Source organism: Cupriavidus sp. IK-TO18 (assembly GCF_015549295.1).
GTDB classification, from domain to species: Bacteria; Pseudomonadota; Gammaproteobacteria; order Burkholderiales; family Burkholderiaceae; genus Cupriavidus; species Cupriavidus oxalaticus_A.
Map to the genome: position 1 here is coordinate 202,319 of NZ_JADGMP010000030.1, position 17,636 is coordinate 219,954.

General features: G+C 65.7%; 19 protein-coding genes and 1 other RNA gene. 15 read left to right on the plus strand and 5 right to left on the minus strand.

Features of this window, described 5'->3' with window-relative positions; translation table 11 throughout:
- The first annotated feature begins 41 nt into the window (after nucleotides 1-41).
- From IPF36_RS23525 to IPF36_RS23535, 3 genes are read left to right on the plus strand one after another with little or no spacing between them, the layout of a single operon-like run.
- Nucleotides 42-770, plus strand: a complete 729-nt coding sequence (locus tag IPF36_RS23525; protein WP_133093717.1) for an amino acid ABC transporter permease — start codon at nucleotides 42-44, stop codon at nucleotides 768-770.
- Between the two features lie 9 nt (nucleotides 771-779).
- Complete coding sequence (gltK, locus tag IPF36_RS23530; RefSeq protein ID WP_133093718.1) at nucleotides 780-1,463, plus strand: glutamate/aspartate ABC transporter permease GltK; 684 nt, start codon at nucleotides 780-782, stop codon at nucleotides 1,461-1,463.
- Nucleotides 1,460-2,194: an amino acid ABC transporter ATP-binding protein gene (locus IPF36_RS23535; protein WP_029048544.1), complete on the plus strand. Its 735-nt coding sequence runs from the start codon at nucleotides 1,460-1,462 to the stop codon at nucleotides 2,192-2,194. Before gltK ends, IPF36_RS23535 begins: the two co-directional genes overlap by 4 nt.
- Before the next feature lie 81 nt (nucleotides 2,195-2,275).
- On the opposite strand, the gene IPF36_RS23540 is transcribed toward IPF36_RS23535, so the two are convergent.
- Nucleotides 2,276-3,106, minus strand: a complete 831-nt coding sequence (locus IPF36_RS23540; protein ID WP_135704445.1) for a class II glutamine amidotransferase — start codon at nucleotides 3,104-3,106, stop codon at nucleotides 2,276-2,278.
- A gap of 157 nt (nucleotides 3,107-3,263) precedes the next feature.
- On the opposite strand from IPF36_RS23540, the gene IPF36_RS23545 reads away from it, so the two are divergent.
- From IPF36_RS23545 to rnpB, 5 genes are all read left to right on the plus strand, one after another.
- A complete protein-coding gene (locus IPF36_RS23545) occupies nucleotides 3,264-4,337 on the plus strand; it encodes a tartrate dehydrogenase (RefSeq protein ID WP_195430593.1) in 1,074 nt (357 codons plus the stop codon).
- Nucleotides 4,334-5,641 (plus strand): glycerate kinase, encoded by a 1,308-nt coding sequence (locus IPF36_RS23550; RefSeq protein ID WP_135704449.1) that lies wholly within the window; start codon nucleotides 4,334-4,336, stop codon nucleotides 5,639-5,641. Before IPF36_RS23545 ends, IPF36_RS23550 begins: the two co-directional genes overlap by 4 nt.
- Before the next feature lie 49 nt (nucleotides 5,642-5,690).
- The gene (gene pyrC, locus IPF36_RS23555; RefSeq protein WP_135704451.1) at nucleotides 5,691-6,725 is read left to right on the plus strand and encodes a dihydroorotase; all 1,035 of its coding nucleotides are present in this window, start codon (nucleotides 5,691-5,693) and stop codon (nucleotides 6,723-6,725) included.
- 11 nt (nucleotides 6,726-6,736) lie between these two features.
- Nucleotides 6,737-7,576 carry a DUF3025 domain-containing protein gene (locus IPF36_RS23560; RefSeq protein ID WP_135704452.1) on the plus strand — a complete coding sequence of 280 codons (840 nt, stop codon included), beginning with the start codon at nucleotides 6,737-6,739 and terminating at the stop codon, nucleotides 7,574-7,576.
- Between the two features lie 23 nt (nucleotides 7,577-7,599).
- Nucleotides 7,600-7,940, plus strand: an RNA gene (rnpB, locus tag IPF36_RS23565) — RNase P RNA component class A.
- A gap of 54 nt (nucleotides 7,941-7,994) precedes the next feature.
- Here the strand turns inward: rnpB and IPF36_RS23570 are convergent.
- Complete coding sequence (locus tag IPF36_RS23570; protein ID WP_133093723.1) at nucleotides 7,995-8,417, minus strand: OsmC family protein; 423 nt, start codon at nucleotides 8,415-8,417, stop codon at nucleotides 7,995-7,997.
- Between the two features lie 709 nt (nucleotides 8,418-9,126).
- Here IPF36_RS23570 and rplM point away from each other — a divergent pair.
- The 4 genes from rplM (at nucleotide 9,127) to erpA (ending at nucleotide 11,179) form a co-directional block, all read left to right on the plus strand.
- Nucleotides 9,127-9,555, plus strand: a complete 429-nt coding sequence (gene rplM / locus IPF36_RS23575) for a 50S ribosomal protein L13 (RefSeq protein ID WP_010813907.1) — start codon at nucleotides 9,127-9,129, stop codon at nucleotides 9,553-9,555.
- 12 nt (nucleotides 9,556-9,567) lie between these two features.
- A complete protein-coding gene (rpsI, locus tag IPF36_RS23580) occupies nucleotides 9,568-9,960 on the plus strand; it encodes a 30S ribosomal protein S9 (RefSeq protein ID WP_018312775.1) in 393 nt (130 codons plus the stop codon).
- Between the two features lie 251 nt (nucleotides 9,961-10,211).
- Nucleotides 10,212-10,709: a polymer-forming cytoskeletal protein gene (locus tag IPF36_RS23585; RefSeq protein ID WP_133093724.1), complete on the plus strand. Its 498-nt coding sequence runs from the start codon at nucleotides 10,212-10,214 to the stop codon at nucleotides 10,707-10,709.
- Nucleotides 10,710-10,810: 101 nt separating this feature from the next.
- Complete coding sequence (erpA, locus tag IPF36_RS23590; RefSeq protein ID WP_010813904.1) at nucleotides 10,811-11,179, plus strand: iron-sulfur cluster insertion protein ErpA; 369 nt, start codon at nucleotides 10,811-10,813, stop codon at nucleotides 11,177-11,179.
- Nucleotides 11,180-11,238: 59 nt separating this feature from the next.
- Here the strand turns inward: erpA and IPF36_RS23595 are convergent, their stop codons facing one another.
- Nucleotides 11,239-12,048, minus strand: a complete 810-nt coding sequence (locus IPF36_RS23595; protein WP_133093725.1) for a phytanoyl-CoA dioxygenase family protein — start codon at nucleotides 12,046-12,048, stop codon at nucleotides 11,239-11,241.
- A gap of 90 nt (nucleotides 12,049-12,138) precedes the next feature.
- On the opposite strand from IPF36_RS23595, the gene IPF36_RS23600 reads away from it, so the two are divergent.
- The gene (locus IPF36_RS23600; protein WP_195430596.1) at nucleotides 12,139-13,056 is read left to right on the plus strand and encodes a LysR family transcriptional regulator; all 918 of its coding nucleotides are present in this window, start codon (nucleotides 12,139-12,141) and stop codon (nucleotides 13,054-13,056) included.
- Here IPF36_RS23600 and IPF36_RS23605 read toward each other — a convergent pair.
- Together IPF36_RS23605 and IPF36_RS23610 are read right to left on the minus strand one after the other, a co-directional pair.
- Complete coding sequence (locus IPF36_RS23605) at nucleotides 13,044-14,129, minus strand: anhydro-N-acetylmuramic acid kinase (protein WP_218959691.1); 1,086 nt, start codon at nucleotides 14,127-14,129, stop codon at nucleotides 13,044-13,046. The two genes, IPF36_RS23600 and IPF36_RS23605, sit on opposite strands and share 13 nt — an antisense overlap.
- Nucleotides 14,130-14,181: 52 nt before the next feature.
- Nucleotides 14,182-15,576 (minus strand): M23 family metallopeptidase, encoded by a 1,395-nt coding sequence (locus IPF36_RS23610; protein WP_133093728.1) that lies wholly within the window; start codon nucleotides 15,574-15,576, stop codon nucleotides 14,182-14,184.
- Nucleotides 15,577-15,846: 270 nt separating this feature from the next.
- Between IPF36_RS23610 and tyrS the strand changes: the two genes are divergently transcribed.
- Together tyrS and dtd are read left to right on the plus strand one after the other, a co-directional pair.
- The gene (tyrS, locus tag IPF36_RS23615) at nucleotides 15,847-17,088 is read left to right on the plus strand and encodes a tyrosine--tRNA ligase (protein WP_133093729.1); all 1,242 of its coding nucleotides are present in this window, start codon (nucleotides 15,847-15,849) and stop codon (nucleotides 17,086-17,088) included.
- 10 nt (nucleotides 17,089-17,098) lie between these two features.
- A complete protein-coding gene (dtd, locus tag IPF36_RS23620) occupies nucleotides 17,099-17,560 on the plus strand; it encodes a D-aminoacyl-tRNA deacylase (protein WP_133093730.1) in 462 nt (153 codons plus the stop codon).
- Nucleotides 17,561-17,636 lie beyond the last annotated feature (76 nt).

A 17,636-nucleotide genomic window follows, 5' to 3' on the forward strand; every position in this document is an offset into this window, starting at 1 on the left:
AACGGAAGGCATGTCCTTCCGTTTCTTTTTGAGGACGCAACATGAACTACAACTGGCATTGGGGAGTTTTCCTCGAACAGGCCGCCCAGAACGAGACCTACCTGGACTGGATGATCTCGGGTCTCAAGGTCACGCTCGCGCTGGGGCTTTCGTCCTGGGTCATTGCCCTGGCCATCGGCTCGGTGCTTGGCGTGCTGCGCACCGCGCCCAACAAGTGGCTGTCGGGTTTTGCCGCCACCTACGTCGAGATCTTCCGCAACATCCCGCTGCTGGTGCAGCTGTTCATCTGGTATTTCGTCATGCCCGAGCTGCTGCCCGGCGGCGAGGCGATCAAGCAGATGAACCCCTTCGCGCAGCAGTTCCTGGCCGCGATGCTGTGCCTGGGCACCTTCACCGCCGCGCGGGTGTGCGAGCAGGTGCGCTCGGGCATCAACTCGCTGGCGCGCGGGCAGAAGAACGCGGGCCTGGCGATGGGCTTCACGCTGCCGCAGACGTACCGCCACGTGCTGCTGCCGATGGCGTTCCGCGTGATCGTGCCGCCGCTGACCTCCGAATTCCTGAATATCTTCAAGAACTCGGCGGTGGCATCGACCATCGGCCTGCTGGAACTGGCCGCGCAGGGGCGCCAGCTGGTGGACTACACCGCGCGCCCGTATGAATCGTTCATCGCGGTCACGCTGATGTACGCGCTGATCAACGTCACGGTGATGCTGCTGATGCGCTGGGTCGAGGCCCGCACGCGCGTGCCCGGCTTCATCGGCGGCAAGTAAGGGGGCGCCATGGCTTATTCCTTCGATTTCACCTCGATCAACCCGAGCACGCTGCACGTGCTGGGCGAGGGCATGATGGTCTCGCTCAAGATCACCGTCACCGCGGTGGTAGTGGGCATCATCTGGGGCACCATCCTGGCGATGATGCGGCTGTCGTCATTCCGGCTGCTGAACTGGTTCGCACAGGGGTATGTGACCATCTTCCGCTCCATCCCGCTGGTGATGGTGCTGTTGTGGTTCTTCCTGATCATCCCGCAGGTGCTGCAGGGCATCTTCAACCTGTCGCCAGCGACCGACCTGCGCATGACCTCGGCGCTGGTGGCGTTCGCGCTGTTCGAGGCGGCGTACTACTCAGAGATCATCCGCGCGGGGATCCAGAGCGTGTCGCGCGGGCAGATGTTCGCGGCGCAGGCGCTGGGCATGACCTACGGGCAGTCGATGCGGCTTGTGATCCTGCCGCAGGCGTTCCGCAACATGGTGCCGCTGCTGCTGACCCAGGGCATCATCCTGTTCCAGGATACGTCGCTGGTGTACGTGAGCGCGCTGGCTGACTTCTTCGGCCAGGCCTACGGCATCGGCGAGCGCGACGGGCGTATCGTCGAGCTGCTGCTGTTTGCCGGCCTGGTGTACTTCATCATTTGTTTCTCCGCTTCGCTGCTGGTCAAGCGTTACCAGAAAAAGGTGGCTGTATGATCGAAATCAACAATGTTTCCAAGTGGTACGGCTCCTTCCAGGTGCTGACCGACTGCACCACCAAGGTTGCCAAGGGTGAAGTGGTGGTGGTGTGCGGCCCGTCGGGCTCGGGCAAGTCCACGCTGATCAAGACCGTCAACGCGCTGGAGCCATTCCAGAAGGGCGACATCCTGGTCGACGGTACCTCGGTGGGCAATCCCAAGACCAACCTGCCCAAGCTGCGTTCGCGCGTGGGCATGGTGTTCCAGAACTTCGAGCTGTTCCCGCACCTGTCGATCACCGAGAACCTGACCATCGCGCAGATGAAGGTGCTTGGCCGTTCGAAGGACGAGGCGATGGCCAAGGGCCTGAAGTACCTCGAGCGCGTGGGCCTGAAGAGCCAGGCTGAGAAGTACCCCGGCCAGCTGTCGGGCGGCCAGCAGCAGCGCGTGGCGATCGCGCGCGCGCTGTCGATGGATCCGATCTGCATGCTGTTCGACGAACCTACCTCGGCGCTGGACCCCGAGATGGTCAACGAAGTGCTGGACGTGATGGTGCAGCTGGCGCAGGAAGGCATGACCATGATGTGCGTGACCCACGAAATGGGTTTCGCGCGCAAGGTGGCCAACCGCGTGATCTTCATGGACCAGGGCAAGATCGTCGAAGACGCCGACAAGGAGGAGTTCTTCGGCAATATCGAAGCCCGTTCGGAGCGTGCGCGGCAGTTCCTGTCGAAGATCCTGCATCACTGAGCGGACTGTCAGCCATATGAAAAAGGGACGCCTTGGCGTCCCTTTTTCATTTGTGTGCCGGATGGCTCAGGTGCAGGCCGCTCAGGTACAGGCTGTATTGGCGGCGTTCTTGGCCTGGACTTCGGGCGGGATCGGCACGGTCAGTGTCATCACCGGACGCCCGTGCTCGAACATGATCAGCTCGCCCGGGGCGAACTGGGTCCAGTTCTCGTTGTCGGTCAGCGGGGCGGTGGCGATCACGGCAACGCGGTCGTCGGGCGTGGTCACCTGGGCAAAGTCGATCGACAGGTCCGCATCGATCAGGTGCGCGGTCGAGAACGGCCACTCCCGCACGATGTAGTACAGGCGGGTAGAGCAGTGGGCAAACAGGGCCTGGCCGTTGCTCAGCAGGAAATTGAACACGCCATGCAGCGTGATATCGCGTGTGATGTCGGCCAGCGCATGGCCCAGTTCATTCAGCGGCGGTTGCGAGCCCGGGAAGCGCTTGCGCAGGCCCTGCATCAGCGTGCAGAAGGCCAGTTCGCTGTCGGTATCGCCCACCGGCTGGTACACGCCCGACAGGAACGGGGAAAAGTTCAGCAGGTCGCCGTTGTGGGCAAAGATCCAGTGCCGGCCCCATAGCTCGCGCATGAACGGGTGGCAGTTCTCCAGCAGCACCGTGCCCTGCGTCGCCTTGCGGATATGCGAGATGACGTTCTTGGACTTGATCGGGTAGCGCTTGATCAGGTCGGCCACCGGCGAGGTGCCGGCGGACTGGTTGTCGATGAACAGGCGGCAGGCCTTGTCTTCAAAGAAGGCAACACCGAAGCCGTCGGCGTGGTGGTCGGTCACGCCGCCGCGGGCGGCGAAGCCGGTGAAGGAGAACGTCACGTCGGTCGGCGTGGCGCAGTTCATGCCTAGCAACTGGCACATATCGGGGCACCGGTCGGCAGCGGGCTGCCGCTTTGCAATAGAATGCAGACATTATCCCGCGCGCCCGGGCCGCTGCCAAGCAACCCGCGGGCGCTCCAGTACGGTGCCAATGACGCCAGCCATGGCGCCACCATACCTGCCAGCAATCCCGAGAACGATGAGCCAATACAAGATCGCCGTGATTCCCGGAGACGGAATCGGCACGGAAGTCATGCCCGAGGGCATACGCGTGATGGACGCCGCGGCGCGCCGCTTCGGCATCGACTTCCAGTGGGATCACTTCGATTTTTCCAGCTGCGACTACTACGCCCGCTACGGCAAGATGCTGCCTGACGACTGGTTCGACACGCTGGTCAAGTACGACGCCATCTATTTCGGCGCGGTCGGCTGGCCCGATGCGGTGCCCGACCACGTCTCGCTGTGGGGTTCGCTGCTGCAGTTCCGCCGCTCGTTCGACCAGTACGTCAACCTGCGCCCGGTGCGGCTGATGCCCGGCATCAGGAGCCCGCTCGCGGGCCGCAATCCTGGCGACATCGATTTCTATGTGGTGCGCGAGAATACCGAGGGCGAGTACTCCAGCATCGGTGGCCGCATGTTCCCCGGCACCGAGCGCGAGATCGTGGTGCAGGAAACGGTGATGAGCCGCACCGGCGTCGACCGCATCCTGAAGTTCGCCTTCGAGCTGGCCCGGAAGCGGCCTAAAAAGCACCTGACATCGGCGACCAAGTCCAACGGCATCTCGATCACGATGCCGTACTGGGATGAGCGAGTCGAGGCAATGGCTGCGAACTACCCCGGCCTGAAGGTCGACAAGTACCACATCGACATCCTGACCGCCCATTTCGTCCAGCATCCGGACTGGTTCGACGTGGTGGTCGCCAGCAACCTGTTCGGCGACATCCTGTCCGACCTTGGGCCGGCCTGCACCGGCACCATCGGCATTGCACCGTCGGGCAATATCAACCCGGACCGCACCTTCCCCAGCCTGTTCGAGCCGGTGCACGGCTCGGCCCCGGACATCGCCGGGCGCGGCGTGGCCAACCCGATCGGCCAGATCTGGTGCGGCGCCATGATGCTCGAACACCTGGGCCATGACGAGGCCGGCGCCGCCGTGCTGGGCGCGATCGAGAAGGTGCTGGCCGCCGGGCCGGAGCACGCGCCGCTGACGCGCGATATCGGCGGCAAGGCCGGTACTGCCGACCTGGGCCGCGCCATCGCGGAGGCGCTGTGAGCGCCGCGTGCGCGGGGGACGCCCGCGCACTGCTGCTCGAGACCTTCCACGCCGCCGTGGCGGCGGCCGATCCGCTGCAGATCGTCGCGCAGCACCTGCCGCCGCCGCACGCCGGTGGCCGCACGCTGGTGGTGGGCGCGGGCAAGGCAGCGGCGTCGATGGCCGCGGCGGTCGAGCGCGCCTATGCCGGCAAGGCCACGCTGGAAGGGCTGGTGGTCACGCGCTACGCGCACGGCATGCCGACCGGCCATATCCGCGTGATCGAGGCCGGCCACCCGGTGCCGGACGAGTCGGGCGAGCAGGCCGCGGCGGAGATCCTGGCCGCGGTGCAGTCGCTGACTCCGCAAGACCGGCTGCTGGTGCTGGTCTCGGGCGGCGGCTCGAGCCTGCTGTCGCTGCCGGCCGAGGGTATCCCGATGGCCGACCTGAAGGCGACCACCAGGGAATTGCTGCGCTGTGGCGCGCCGATCACCGACATGAACATCGTGCGCAAGCACATCTCGCGCATCCAGGGCGGTCGGCTGGCGCAGGCCAGCCAGGCGCCGGTGACCACGCTGATCGTCTCGGACGTGGCGGGCGACGATCCCAGTGCGATCGCCTCGGGCCCGACCGTGGCCGATCCCAGCACCTTCAACGACGCGCTGGAGATCCTGCGCCGCTACGGCGCGCGGGTGCCGGCCAGCGTGCAGTCGCACCTGGAGCGCGGCGCGCGTGGCGAAGTGGCGGAGACGCCCAAGCCTGGCGATCCCTTGTTCGATCGTGTCGACAACGCCATGATCGCCACCGCCCACGGCAGCCTCGAAGCCGCTGCCGCGCTGTTCCGCCAACGGGGCATCACGCCGGTAGTACTGGGCGACACGGTGACGGGTGAGGCGAGCGAAGTGGCGCGGGTCTATGCCGCGCTGGTGCGCGAGATTCGCGCGTACAATGCGCCGTTCGCCACGCCCGTGGCGCTGATTTCCGGAGGTGAGTGCACGGTCACTTTGCCGGCCGGCGGCGGCGCGGGCAAGGCGCGCGGCGGGCGCTGCTCGGAGTTTCTGCTGTCGCTGGCGGTCGAACTGGCAGGCATGCCCGGCGTGCACGCGATCGCGGCCGACACCGACGGCATCGATGGCTCGGAAGACAACGCCGGCGCGCTGGCCGACCCGACCACGCTGGCTCGTGCCGAAGCCGCCGGCCTGCCGGGCCAGCGCCAGCTCGACCTGCACGACGCCTGGGGCCTGTTCGATGCCATCGGCGACCTGGTTGTCACCGGACCCACGCGCACCAACGTGAACGATTACCGCGCCATCCTGATTCTCTGATCCTGAAAAAGTGCCCGCCGCCGTCCCCCGCGGCGAGCCCACGCAAGCCATGACCCAGAAGCTCACCATCACCCGCCCGGACGACTGGCACCTGCACCTGCGCGATGGCGCGGCGCTCGCCGCCGTACTGCCCGACACCGCCCGCCAGTTCGCGCGCGCGATCATCATGCCGAACCTGAAGCCCCCCGTGACCACGGTGGAACAGGCGCAGGCCTACCGCGCCCGCATCCTGGCGGCGCTGCCGGCCGGCATGCAGTTCGAGCCGCTGATGACGCTGTACCTGACCGACAACACCAGCCCCGAGGAAATCGTCGCGGCCAAGGCCAGCGGCTTCGTGCACGGCGTCAAGCTGTACCCGGCGGGCGCCACCACCAACAGTGACGCCGGCGTGACCGACATCCGCCGCTGCTACGCCGCGCTGGAAGCGATGCAGCGCGAAGGCCTGCCGCTGCTGGTGCACGGCGAAGTCACCGACCCGGCCATCGATATCTTCGACCGCGAGGCCGTGTTCATCGACCAGGTGATGACGCCGCTGCGCCGCGACATGCCCGAACTGAAAGTAGTGTTCGAGCACATCACAACCAAGGACGCCGCCCAGTACGTGCTGGAAGCCAGCGGCCCGGTCGGCGCCACCATTACTGCCCACCACCTGCTGTATAACCGCAACGCGATCTTCACCGGCGGCATCCGCCCGCACTATTACTGCCTGCCGGTGCTCAAGCGCGAAACCCATCGCGAGGCGCTGGTCGCGGCCGCCACCTCCGGCAACCCGCGCTTCTTCCTCGGCACCGACAGCGCGCCGCACGCGCGCGGCCTGAAGGAGCACGCCTGCGGCTGCGCCGGCTGCTACACCGCGCTGCATGCGATGGAGCTGTATGCCGAGGCCTTCGACGCCGCCGGCGCGCTGGACAAGCTGGAAGCCTTCGCCAGCTTCAACGGCCCGGCCTTCTACGGCCTGCCGCGCAACACCGGCACGCTGACGCTGGAGCGCGAAGACTGGCAGTTGCCGGCAGAACTGCCGTACGGCGACACCACGCTGGTGCCGCTGCGCGGTGGTGAAACACTGCGCTGGAAAGCGCGCTGACCGCTGCGGCATTGCCAGCCGGAGCAACTGCGGCGGGCGAATCCTTCGCCGCCGCGCTGGCCGGGATCGACTGGTCCCGGCCATGGTTCCAACCCTTTGCCCCGCGCGGCGCGGCGCTGGCCGCGGCAGTGCAGGGCGGGGCCGACCTGCGGGCACTGCTCGATGCAGAGTCTGGCGCAATGGGCCTGCAGAACGCGCGCGGCCTGCCGCTGCGCTTTGTCCCGCAGCTGGCCTTGCCCGAGGGCAGCGCCTACGAAGCGCATATCGACGCCACCGGCGAGGTCCCGACGCGCGACAATCTCCACGATTTCTTCAATGCCCTGGTCTGGCTGTATTTCCCCCAGGCCAAGCGCGTGCTCAATCAGATCCAGGCCACGGTGATCGCGCGCGAAGGTGTACGGACCGCGCGCGGCGGCGTACGCGACGCGGCCACGCTGTTCGACGAGAACGCGGTGCTGTTCCTGAGCGAAGACGACGAACATGCCGAAGCGCTGCGAGGGTTTGCCTGGCAGCAGCTCTTTGTCGACCAACGGCACGCGTGGGCCGCCGCCTGCAGGGTCGTGCCGTTCGGCCATGCACTGCTGGAAAAGCTGGTGCGGCCGTACAAAGCCGTGACCGCGCATGCCTGGACGCTACCGCTGGTGGCGGATGGCGCGCTGGACAAGGCGGTGGCGTTGTCGCTGCAAGACGCTGCCGCAGCCGGCACGCTGCGCGGCGGCCGCTGCTTCGCTCCGTTGCCTGTCATGGGGATCCCGGGGTGGTGTGACGACAACGCCTCACCTGATTTCTATGCCGACACCACGGTGTTCCGGCCCGGGCGCATGCGGGATTTACGCCGGCAACCCGATTGAATCGGTGTTAGACTGCGGCCCGCAAAGCAGGCCAGGCAACCGCTGCCTGTACCGCAAGGTGCAGGGGGAGGAAAGTCCGGACTCCACAGGGCAGGGTGTTGGCTAACAGCCATCCACGGCAACGTGCGGAATAGGGCCACAGAGACGAGTCTTGCCGCCGGGTTCGCCCGGCGGCAAGGGTGAAACGCGGTAACCTCCACCTGGAGCAATCCCAAATAGGCAGGCGATGAAGCGGCCCGCTGAGTCTGCGGGTAGGGAGCTGGAGCCGGCTGGTAACAGCCGGCCTAGAGGAATGGTTGTCACGCGCCGCTGGCCGCAAGGCGGGCGGTGCGCACAGAATCCGGCTTATCGGCCTGCTTTGCTTCAGTCTTCGGCATGACCCGGCGCCTTCGCGGCACACCGGGCCGGCCAACTTCCATCAGCCTTCGACGATTTCCATCGTGTGCGTGATCTCGGCCGTCTTGGCCAGCATGATCGACGCCGAGCAGTACTTCTCGTGCGACAGCTTGATGGCGCGCTCGACCGTGGCGGGGTTGAGATTCTTGCCGGTCACCACAAAATGGAAGTTGATGCGGGTGAAGACCTTGGGGTCCTCGCTGGCACGGTCGGCCTGAAGCTGCACGCTACAGCCGGTCACCTCCTGGCGGCCGCGCTTGAGGATCAGCACCACGTCATAGGCCGTGCAGCCGCCGGTGCCGACCAGCACCATTTCCATCGGCCGCGGCGCAAGGTTATGGCCACCGCCCTCGGGAGCGCCGTCCATCGCGACGATGTGGCCGCTGCCGGTCTGGGCCACGAAGCTCATGCCGTCCACGCCCATCCAAGTTACTTTGCATTCCATTTTGTTCGTTCCTGTCGCTTCTGTTGTGGTATTGCGATCACGAGCGCGTGACCCCGAATCTTGCATTTCTGAGTATATGGCATCGTCAAGTTCGGCCGCCGGCTGCCGATATCCTTAGGAAATCTGAGGGTTTCCTCTAATGTGACAACTCGACGACACTGGCACTTTTTGTTTAAGTATTTGAATATTAAGAAGATTTTATGGGTGTGCGGAGAGGCTTTTTCTTACCACAATACGAAATCGCATTTCGCACTACAAATTTCCCTTGCATCCGGGAAAACCCCATGTATAATTTCAATCATTGAACGACGGCGCTGACAGCGCGCCAGAGTGCGAAAGCGAAGCCTCCCGGCCAAGCCCTCCGCACCGCCCGCAGGTCCCACCGTCGATCTCCAAGTGTCTCCTCCACCCTCCTCCTTTGGTGGATTCAAACCCAAGCTAAACCAGCTTGGGTTTTTTTTCGCCCCTGCTATCGAAGTGGCCCACGCTGCTCGGGTAGTCGATTTGCGGCAACGATCTTGACGAAAACCCCAGTCTTTGCTTGTGCCAGCCCGGGACCCGCCATTATAATCGTGGGCTTTTCCGTCATGCCCGCGGGAAAGAGAAGCAGCATCCGGCCAGTCCCCAGGACGGGCCACAAGACTTGCAGGGGCGAGCACAAGCCTTCGCGAGTCGGATTTCGGGCACGAACTAATAGTCAGGAAAAATCATGAAGACCTTTTCCGCCAAGCCTCATGAGGTAAAGCGCGACTGGTACGTGATTGACGCGACGGACAAAGTCCTCGGCCGTGTCGCCAGCGAAGTGGCACGCCGTCTGCGCGGCAAGCACAAGCCGGAATTCACTCCGCACGTCGACACGGGTGATTACATCATCATCGTCAATGCAGCCAAGCTGCGTGTCACGGGTACCAAGGAAACGGACAAGAAGTACTATCGCCATTCGGGTTACCCGGGCGGTATCTACGAAACGACGTTCGGCAAGATGCAGCAGCGTTTCCCGGGCCGTGCCCTGGAAAAGGCTGTGAAGGGCATGCTGCCGAAGGGTCCGCTGGGCTACGCGATGATCAAGAAGCTGAAGGTTTACGCCGAAGCCGAGCATCCGCATGAAGCGCAGCAGCCCAAGGCGCTGGAAATCTAAGGAGGCCAATCCATGATCGGTAACTGGAATTACGGTACTGGCCGCCGCAAGAGCGCTGTGGCTCGTGTCTTCATCAAGTCGGGCAAGGGCGACATCGTCGTCAACGGCAAGCCCATCAAAGAGTATTTCGCTCGCGAAACCTCGCTGATGATCGTGCGCCAGCCCCTGGAACTGACCGCCCACGGCGAAACGTTCGACATCAAGGTCAACGTGACCGGTGGTGGCGAAACGGGCCAGGCCGGCGCAGTGCGCCACGGCATCACCCGCGCCCTGATCGACTACGACGCGACCCTGAAGTCGGCCCTGTCGAAGGCTGGCTACGTCACGCGCGATGCACGTGAAGTCGAGCGTAAGAAGGTCGGCTTCCACAAGGCGCGTCGTCGCAAGCAGTTCTCGAAGCGCTGATGCGTTTTCGCGGTCCTGGTCCCTGCCGGATGCCGCGAAATCCAGAAAAACCGCACGCTGGCCGTGCGGTTTTTTTTCGCCTGTTCCCTGCGGATTCACATCCGGCTGCCGAAATAGCGGGTGGAGCCAGACTTTTGTGGGGTATGCGCTGCACGCGGATACAATCACGCCCTGTCGCTATCGGCAAGCCGTCTGTCATGGCGACGCGCCCCGGGCCCGGCGGCCCGGTACGAACGAGAGAGGAGTGAGCGATGTTGTTTTCGAAGAAGAAGGGCCTTTCGATCGATACGCTGATCGGCGCAGACACCGCCATCGACGGCGACCTGGTGTTTGCCGGAGGCCTGCGGCTGGATGGGCGTGTGCGCGGCAACGTCACCGCGGCGCCGGGCAAGGCAAGCATGCTGGTGGTCAGCGAGAAGGGTATGGTCGAAGGCGAGATCAGCGTCGGCCACCTGGTGCTGAATGGCACGGTGAAGGGGCCGGTGCAAGCGACCGACCTGCTGGAGTTGCAGCCGCAGGCCCGCGTGCTGGGAGACGTGCGTTATGCGGCGCTGGAGATGCACCAGGGAGCACTGGTCGAAGGGAGGCTGGTGCCGCTGGCACAGGGCGCGGCAGGTGAAGTCAAGGCGTTGCCCAACGTGATCGATGGCGGTGCCGTAACGGAAGTGACGGAAAAGACGGCTGAAACAGATGCTGCGGACGACGAAACTCCGCCAGACGCAGCCAGTCCCACCGAAAAGGCCGCCTGAGCGGCCTGCCGCACGTCCGGAAACCCTTGAAAACAAAGGGGTTCGGCACGATCTTCCAGTAGCGCTTAGAATACAGGCGTATCTAAACAGGAGAACACCCCATGAACGCAGTCGCAGAGGCACCCGTTACCGAGGACGTGCCGGCACCGTTCGTCTTTACCGACAGCGCCGCCGACAAGGTCAAGCAGTTGATCGAGGAAGAGGGCAATGCCGAGCTGAAACTGCGCGTGTTCGTGCAGGGCGGCGGCTGCTCGGGCTTCCAGTACGGCTTTACCTTCGACGAGGAAGTCAACGAAGACGACACCACCATGGTCAAGAACGGCGTCACCCTGCTGATCGACTCGATGAGCTACCAGTACCTGGTCGGCGCCGAGATCGACTACAAGGAAGACATCAACGGCGCCCAGTTTGTGATCAAGAACCCGAATGCCTCGACCACCTGCGGTTGCGGCTCGTCGTTCTCGGTCTGAGCGGTTCCGCCCCCAAAAAAACGCACCTTCGGGTGCGTTTTTTTGTTTCGGGATCGTGACTACTGGCCGGCGCGCCAGACCACCGGAAACCAGTCCTCGCGCAAGCGCTCGCCGGTCTGCTGGCCGATGCCGGGAAACGGGGGCGAGGTACGTCCCGGCCGTTGCATGAAGCGCACGTCGTCCCCAAGGAAACGCGCCGAGAACGCGCGCCGGCGGCCGGTGCCGGTATTGCCCGCGGCGCCGTGCACGGTGCGGAAGTCGAATACCACCGCATCGCCCGGTTCCAGTTCGGGCGCAAGCAGCGTGTGGCTGCCGTCCTCGACATCCGGCATGTCCATGAATGCACTGTCATCGTTGCCCTGGCCGCCATAGAAGCTTTCGTTGCTGGCCCAGCGCCTGGGCCGTACCAGCCGCGGCCAGCGATGCGAGCCGGCCACCACGCGCAGCGTATTGGCCTGCGTGACGGGATCCAGCGGGATCCAGTAGCTCGCGGTCTGGGTGCCGTCGACGCAGTAGTAGGGCAGGTCCTGGTGCCACGGCGTGGGCTTGGCCGTGCCAGGCTCCTTCACCAGGATGTGTTCGTGGAACACCTGCACGGCCTGCGATTGCATGATGCGGCCGGCGATGGACCCCGCCGCGGACTGGCGGATAAAAGCATCGAACGGCGCGATGCGCTGCCAATTGCAGTAGTCCTCGAAAAAGCGCCCGCCTTCGCCGGGCCGTACGTTCTCGATGGCGAAAGGGCCAGGCTCGGCCAGGTTCTGCGCGAAGCCTTCGCGCAGGGTCTCGATCCACTCCGCGAACGCGCCGCGCAGCACCAGCACGCCGTCGCGCTGGTAGGTATCGATCTGTTCCTGGGTAATTTCCATGGCGGGGGCTCCGTTTGACGATGCTCGCAGTATCGGCATCCGTCATGGATAGGAAAAGCATATATTTCCTATGGTGTGATATAGGAAAATATGATCCCTTTCTCTTTCCGCCAGCTCGAGTACTTCGTCGCCGCCGCCGAGCACGGCAGCATCAGCGCGGCGGCGCGCGCCCGCCATGTGTCGCAGCCGTCTGTATCGACCGCGATCGCACAGCCGGAAGACACGCTGGGAGAGCCGCTGTTCCGGCGCCAGGTCAGCCGCGGCCTGGCGCTGACGCCGGCCGGCCAGCGCCTGCTTGGCCGTGCGCGCGACATATTGGCGCTGGCGGCGGGCCTGACTACCGACGAAGCGGGCGAGCGCGGCCTGAGCGGCCAGTTGTCGCTGACGTGTTTCCAGGACCTGGGGCCGTATTTCGTGCCGCGCCTGCTGGCCGGCTTCCGCGAGCGGCACCCCCGGGTCTCGGTGACGCTGTTCGAGGCTGACCTCGCCACCGTGCACCGCGCGCTGCAGGCCGGCAAGGCGGAACTGGCGCTGACCTACGACCTCGGGCTGGATGCCCGCACCGAGCGCTGCACGCTTGCGCAACTGCCCCCCTACGCGCTGCTGCCCGCTGGACACGCGCTGGCGCACAGCGCAGATGTGAGCCTGGCCGACCTTGCCCGCGAGCGTCTGATCCTGGAGGACATCCCGCAGACTCGCGAGTACTTCCTGTCGCTGTTCTGGGCGGATGGTTTGCACCCGGCACTGCACCAGTACACGCAGACCTTCGAGATGCAGCGCGGACTGGTCGCGCACGGCTACGGCGTGGCGCTGTCTTGCACCCGGCCGGCGGGGGACCACAGCTACGACGGCATGCCGATCGCCTGCCTGCCGCTACGCGAGCCGGTGACGCCGCAGCGCGTCGTGCTGGCGCGCTCGCCGGCCATGCGGCCGTCGCCGCTGGCGCAGGCATTCATGACGTATGTGGAGGAGGGCGGCGCCGGCGCGGAAGCGGTTCAGCGCGGATAGATCGCGCCCAGCACGCGCTGGCCGGCAGCGCCGGTCACGGTTGGCACGTTGCCAGGCAGGCGCAGCGTGCACTGGCGCGCCAGCCAGGCAAAGGCGATGGCTTCCACCTGAGAGACCGGCACGCCGTAGTGTTCCGAGGTTTCGATGGCCACGCCAGGCAGCGCCTGCGCCAGCCGCGTCATCACGAAGGCGTTACGGGCGCCGCCGCCGCAGACCACGAGGCGCCTTGCGTCACGCGCATGGGTACGGATGTCGCGCGCGATGGCTTCGGCGGTCAGCGCCGCCAGCGTCGCCTGCACGTCATCAGGCGCGAGGTGCCCGAAAGCCTGCAGCTGGATATCGAGCCAGCCGGGATGGAACAGGTCGCGGCCGGTGCTCTTGGGCGGCGGCGCGCTGAAGTAAGGATCCGCCAGGCACCGCGCCAGCAGCGCATCGTCGACGCGCCCGCTGGCCGCCCAGTCGCCATTGCTGTCGAACGGCAGCTCGCGGTGGCGATGGATCCAGTAGTCGAGCAGCGCATTGCCCGGGCCGCAGTCGAAACCGCTGACGGCGCCGGTGGCAGGCAGGATGCTGATATTGGAAATGCCGCCGATATTGCAGGCGACACGAGTCTCGACGTCGCTGCCGAACAGCGCATGATGCAGCGCCGGCACCAGCGGTGCGCCCTGGCCGCCGGCGGCGACGTCGCGGCTGCGGAAGTCCGCCACCACATCGATGCCGGTGAGTTCGGCCAACCGGGCCGGATGCTGGCTCTGGCGCGTGTAGCCGATGCCGTCGTACAGGCCGGGCCGGTGCCGGATGGTCTGGCCATGCGCGCCGATGGCGGCGACCGCGGCGGCCGGCACGCCGGCCTCGCGCAGCAGCGTGGCCACGCAGGCGGCGTAGACCTCGGCCAGCGCATTGGCCGCCAGTGCCTCGCGGTGGATCTCGTTCTCGCCCGGCTGCTGCAGGGCGCCGTATGCGGCGCGCAGCGCCTCGGGGAAAGGTTCGCTGGCGGCGGCCAGTACTTCCGGCCGCGCGCCGCTGAAATCGACCAGCACCGCATCGGCACCGTCCATGCTGGTGCCGGACATGATGCCGATATAGCGTTCGCTGCCTGGCTCGGGCGGGGTCACGGTCGGCGCGTCAGTTGGAAGCGGTCAGCACGTTGTAGGCACGCAGCGCATTGATGCGGCTGAGCAGCCCGCTGGTGTAGGTCTGGAATTCCTGGCGCGACTTGCCGCTCAGCGGCGGGGATTCCATCAGCGTGATGGTCAGCGGGTTCTGCGGCACGTCGTTGAAGCGGAACTCATAGTGCAGGTGCGGCCCGGTAGCCCAGCCGGTCGAGCCGACATAGCCGATCAGCTGGCCTTGCCGCACCGGCTGGCCCTGGCGCATGCCGGCAAAGCCGGACAGGTGCGCGTAGTAGGTCGAGTAGCCGTTGGCATGGCTCAGGATGACGATGTTGCCGTAGCCGTTCTGCTGGCCGACGAATTCGACCACGCCATCGCCGGTGGCCAGCACCTTGGTGCCGGTCGGGGCGGCGAAGTCCACGCCCTTGTGCTGGGCCCAGTCGTGGTGCAGCGGATGCTCGCGGCCGCCGAAGCCCGACGACACGCGCGAGAACTCCACCGGCGAACGCAGGAACGGCCGCTTCATGCTGCGCCCGTCGAACGTGTAATAGGCGCCGGCGCCATCCTTGCCATCTTCGGGCGAGAACCACAGCGCCTGGTGCAGCTGGTTACGGTTGATCAGTTCGATCGCGATCACGCGGCCGTTGCGCACGAAGGTGCCGTCGCGGAAGCCGGCTTCATAGATGATGCGGAACCGGTCGCCGCTGGCGATATCGTGGTGGAAGTCGATCACGCCGGAGAAGATCGACAGCATCTGCTGCACGACCTCGTCGGGCACGTTGGCCGCGTCCATGGCCTTGAAGAAGCCGGCGCCGGAAATCGCGCCCGACGCCATCTCGTAGTGCACGTCGTTGTCGACGCGCTGGACCTTGGCCTTGTAGGCGGCGGTGCCGTTGCCGGTGGCCGCGCGCACGCGCTCGATCACCAGCTCGCGCGAGGCCGCGGCGTCGCCGCCGAGGTTGGCCTGCAGCGACACCAGCATGTTGCTTTCGTCGATCTCCGCTTGCACCGCCTGGCCGGGGTTCAGGCTGAACAGCCCGCGCGCGGTGGGGTTCTTGACGATAAAGGCTTGCGCATCGGGATCGTCCACGCCGAGACGGCGCAGCAGGCTGCCGATGGTGTCGCCGCGCTGCATGCGCTCTTCGCGCACGTACACGGCCTGGCTGTCGGTCAGCAGGTCGAGCTGCTCGCGCACGTCGGGCATGCGCAGGGGCTGCTCGGTGCGCGGGGCGAGAGGATCGTCGAAGGCGCTGCGCGGTGCCACGCCCATCGCCGCGGCCATGCCGAGCGTAAAGATTGCACCCACCGAGGCAGTGAGTTGCTTGCGCCGGCGCGCATGCTGGGGGTTGGTTGGGTCAACAAGAACCACCAGCTCGCGCGCGAAAACTTCGCGGAGTCTTGACCACATCACGTAAAATTCAACCTTGGTCTGAGCACCGCTGCTGCAACGATGTGTCTCGTCTGCCTTCCTCCCCCGAGGTGCGGCGCGTGCTGTTCACTTTATCGGGTCACCTGCATCGGATCGCGGCATCGATTCATTTCGAGGGCTGCGGCAGGTGACGGTTGGCGCACAGGGGAGGCTCCCGCTGGCGCCGGGAAAGGCGGATTATACCAAAAACCGCTGCTCGCGGCTGTCGGAATCTTTCCTAAAATTTCATGTATTTCAAAGACTTACGTCATGACTGAAGTTTCCACGGGCCCCGCGGCCAAATACCCCTTGACGCCGTCGGTGATGCACGCCCTGGAGGTCTCCAAGCGCGGCTGCGACGAACTTCTGATCGAATCCGAGTGGGCGCAGAAGCTGGCGCGCAGCGAGGCCACCGGCGTGCCGCTGCGCATCAAGCTGGGCCTGGACCCGACCGCGCCAGACATCCATATCGGCCACACCGTGGTGCTGAACAAGCTGCGCCAGCTGCAGGACCTCGGCCACCAGGTGATCTTCCTGATCGGCGATTTCACCTCGACCATCGGCGATCCGTCGGGCCGCAACAGCACGCGCCCGCCGCTGACGCGCGAGCAGATCGAGGCCAACGCGCAGACCTACTACCGCCAGGCCAGCCTGGTGCTGGACCCGGCCCGCACCGAGATCCGCTACAACAGCGAGTGGTGCGACCCGCTGGGCGCGCGCGGCATGATCCAGCTGGCCGCCAAGTACACCGTGGCCCGGATGATGGAGCGCGACGACTTCACCAAGCGGTTCCGCTCCGGGATTCCGATCTCGGTGCATGAGTTCCTCTACCCGCTGATGCAGGGCTATGACTCGGTCGCGCTCAAGTCCGACCTGGAGCTCGGCGGCACCGACCAGAAGTTCAACCTGCTGGTCGGCCGCGAGCTGCAGAAGGAATATGGCCAGGAGCCGCAGTGCATCCTGACCATGCCGCTGCTGGTGGGCCTGGACGGCGTCGAGAAGATGTCCAAGTCCAAGGGCAACTACGTCGGCGTGACCGAGGCGCCCAACGACATGTTCGGCAAGCTGATGAGCATCTCGGACGACCTGATGTGGCAGTACTACACGTTGCTGTCGTTCCGCCCGCTTGCCGAGATCGACCTGATGAAGCAGGAAATCGCCGCGGGCCGCAACCCGCGCGACTGCAAGGTGCTGTTGGCGCAGGAGATCGTGGCGCGCTTCCACAGCCAGGCCGATGCCGAGAAGGCGCTGGAAGACTTCAACCACCGCGCCCGCGGCGGCGTGCCCGACGATATCCCCGCGGTCAGCCTGGAAGGTGCCCCGCTGGGCATCGCGCAGCTGCTCAAGCAGGCCAACCTGGTACCGTCCACGTCCGAGGCCAACCGCAATATCGAGCAGGGCGGTGTCAAGATCGACGGTGCCACGGTCAGCGATAAGGCCACCAGGGTCGCCGCCGGCACCTACGTCGTGCAGGTCGGCAAGCGCCGCTTCGCGCGCGTGACGCTGTCCTGAGGCGGCGGGCATGATTGCGCTGATCCAGCGTGTCGCGCAGGCCCGCGTGACCGTCGAGGGCCGCACCACCGGCGAGATCGGCGCCGGCCTGCTGGCACTGGTCTGCGCCGAGCGCGGCGACACCGAGGCGCAGGCCGAGCGCCTGCTTGCCAAGATGCTGTCGTACCGGGTGTTTTCGGATGCCGCCGGCAAGATGAACCTGCCGGTGCAGGACATGGACGGCAACGGCAATGCCGGCGGCCTGCTGGTGGTGTCGCAGTTCACGCTGGCGGCCGACACCAACAGCGGCACGCGGCCCAGCTTCACGCCGGCGGCCTCGCCGGAAGACGGCAAGCGGTTGTACGAACATTTCGTGGCGAAGGCGCGCGCGGCGCATCCGCAGGTGCAGACCGGCGAGTTCGGCGCGATGATGCAGGTCAGCCTGGTCAACGACGGGCCGGTCACGTTCTGGCTGCGGGTGCCGCCGGCCTGATGCCGAGCGCCAGACCGCAGATCGCAAGACAGATCCCAAGCTGCCGCGCCCCGGCGCGTCATCAAGACAGGAGAGA

Coding starts and splice junctions, on each gene's coding strand:
- IPF36_RS23525 (WP_133093717.1), top strand. CDS start 42: ATGAACTACAACTGGCATTGGGGAGTTTTCCTCGAACAGGCCGCCCAG.
- gltK (WP_133093718.1), top strand. CDS start 780: ATGGCTTATTCCTTCGATTTCACCTCGATCAACCCGAGCACGCTGCAC.
- IPF36_RS23535 (WP_029048544.1), top strand. CDS start 1,460: ATGATCGAAATCAACAATGTTTCCAAGTGGTACGGCTCCTTCCAGGTG.
- IPF36_RS23540 (WP_135704445.1), bottom strand. CDS start 3,106: ATGTGCCAGTTGCTAGGCATGAACTGCGCCACGCCGACCGACGTGACG.
- IPF36_RS23545 (WP_195430593.1), top strand. CDS start 3,264: ATGAGCCAATACAAGATCGCCGTGATTCCCGGAGACGGAATCGGCACG.
- pyrC (WP_135704451.1), top strand. CDS start 5,691: ATGACCCAGAAGCTCACCATCACCCGCCCGGACGACTGGCACCTGCAC.
- IPF36_RS23570 (WP_133093723.1), bottom strand. CDS start 8,417: ATGGAATGCAAAGTAACTTGGATGGGCGTGGACGGCATGAGCTTCGTG.
- rplM (WP_010813907.1), top strand. CDS start 9,127: ATGAAGACCTTTTCCGCCAAGCCTCATGAGGTAAAGCGCGACTGGTAC.
- rpsI (WP_018312775.1), top strand. CDS start 9,568: ATGATCGGTAACTGGAATTACGGTACTGGCCGCCGCAAGAGCGCTGTG.
- IPF36_RS23585 (WP_133093724.1), top strand. CDS start 10,212: ATGTTGTTTTCGAAGAAGAAGGGCCTTTCGATCGATACGCTGATCGGC.
- erpA (WP_010813904.1), top strand. CDS start 10,811: ATGAACGCAGTCGCAGAGGCACCCGTTACCGAGGACGTGCCGGCACCG.
- IPF36_RS23595 (WP_133093725.1), bottom strand. CDS start 12,048: ATGGAAATTACCCAGGAACAGATCGATACCTACCAGCGCGACGGCGTG.
- IPF36_RS23600 (WP_195430596.1), top strand. CDS start 12,139: ATGATCCCTTTCTCTTTCCGCCAGCTCGAGTACTTCGTCGCCGCCGCC.
- IPF36_RS23605 (WP_218959691.1), bottom strand. CDS start 14,129: ATGTCCGGCACCAGCATGGACGGTGCCGATGCGGTGCTGGTCGATTTC.
- IPF36_RS23610 (WP_133093728.1), bottom strand. CDS start 15,576: ATGTGGTCAAGACTCCGCGAAGTTTTCGCGCGCGAGCTGGTGGTTCTT.
- tyrS (WP_133093729.1), top strand. CDS start 15,847: ATGACTGAAGTTTCCACGGGCCCCGCGGCCAAATACCCCTTGACGCCG.
- dtd (WP_133093730.1), top strand. CDS start 17,099: ATGATTGCGCTGATCCAGCGTGTCGCGCAGGCCCGCGTGACCGTCGAG.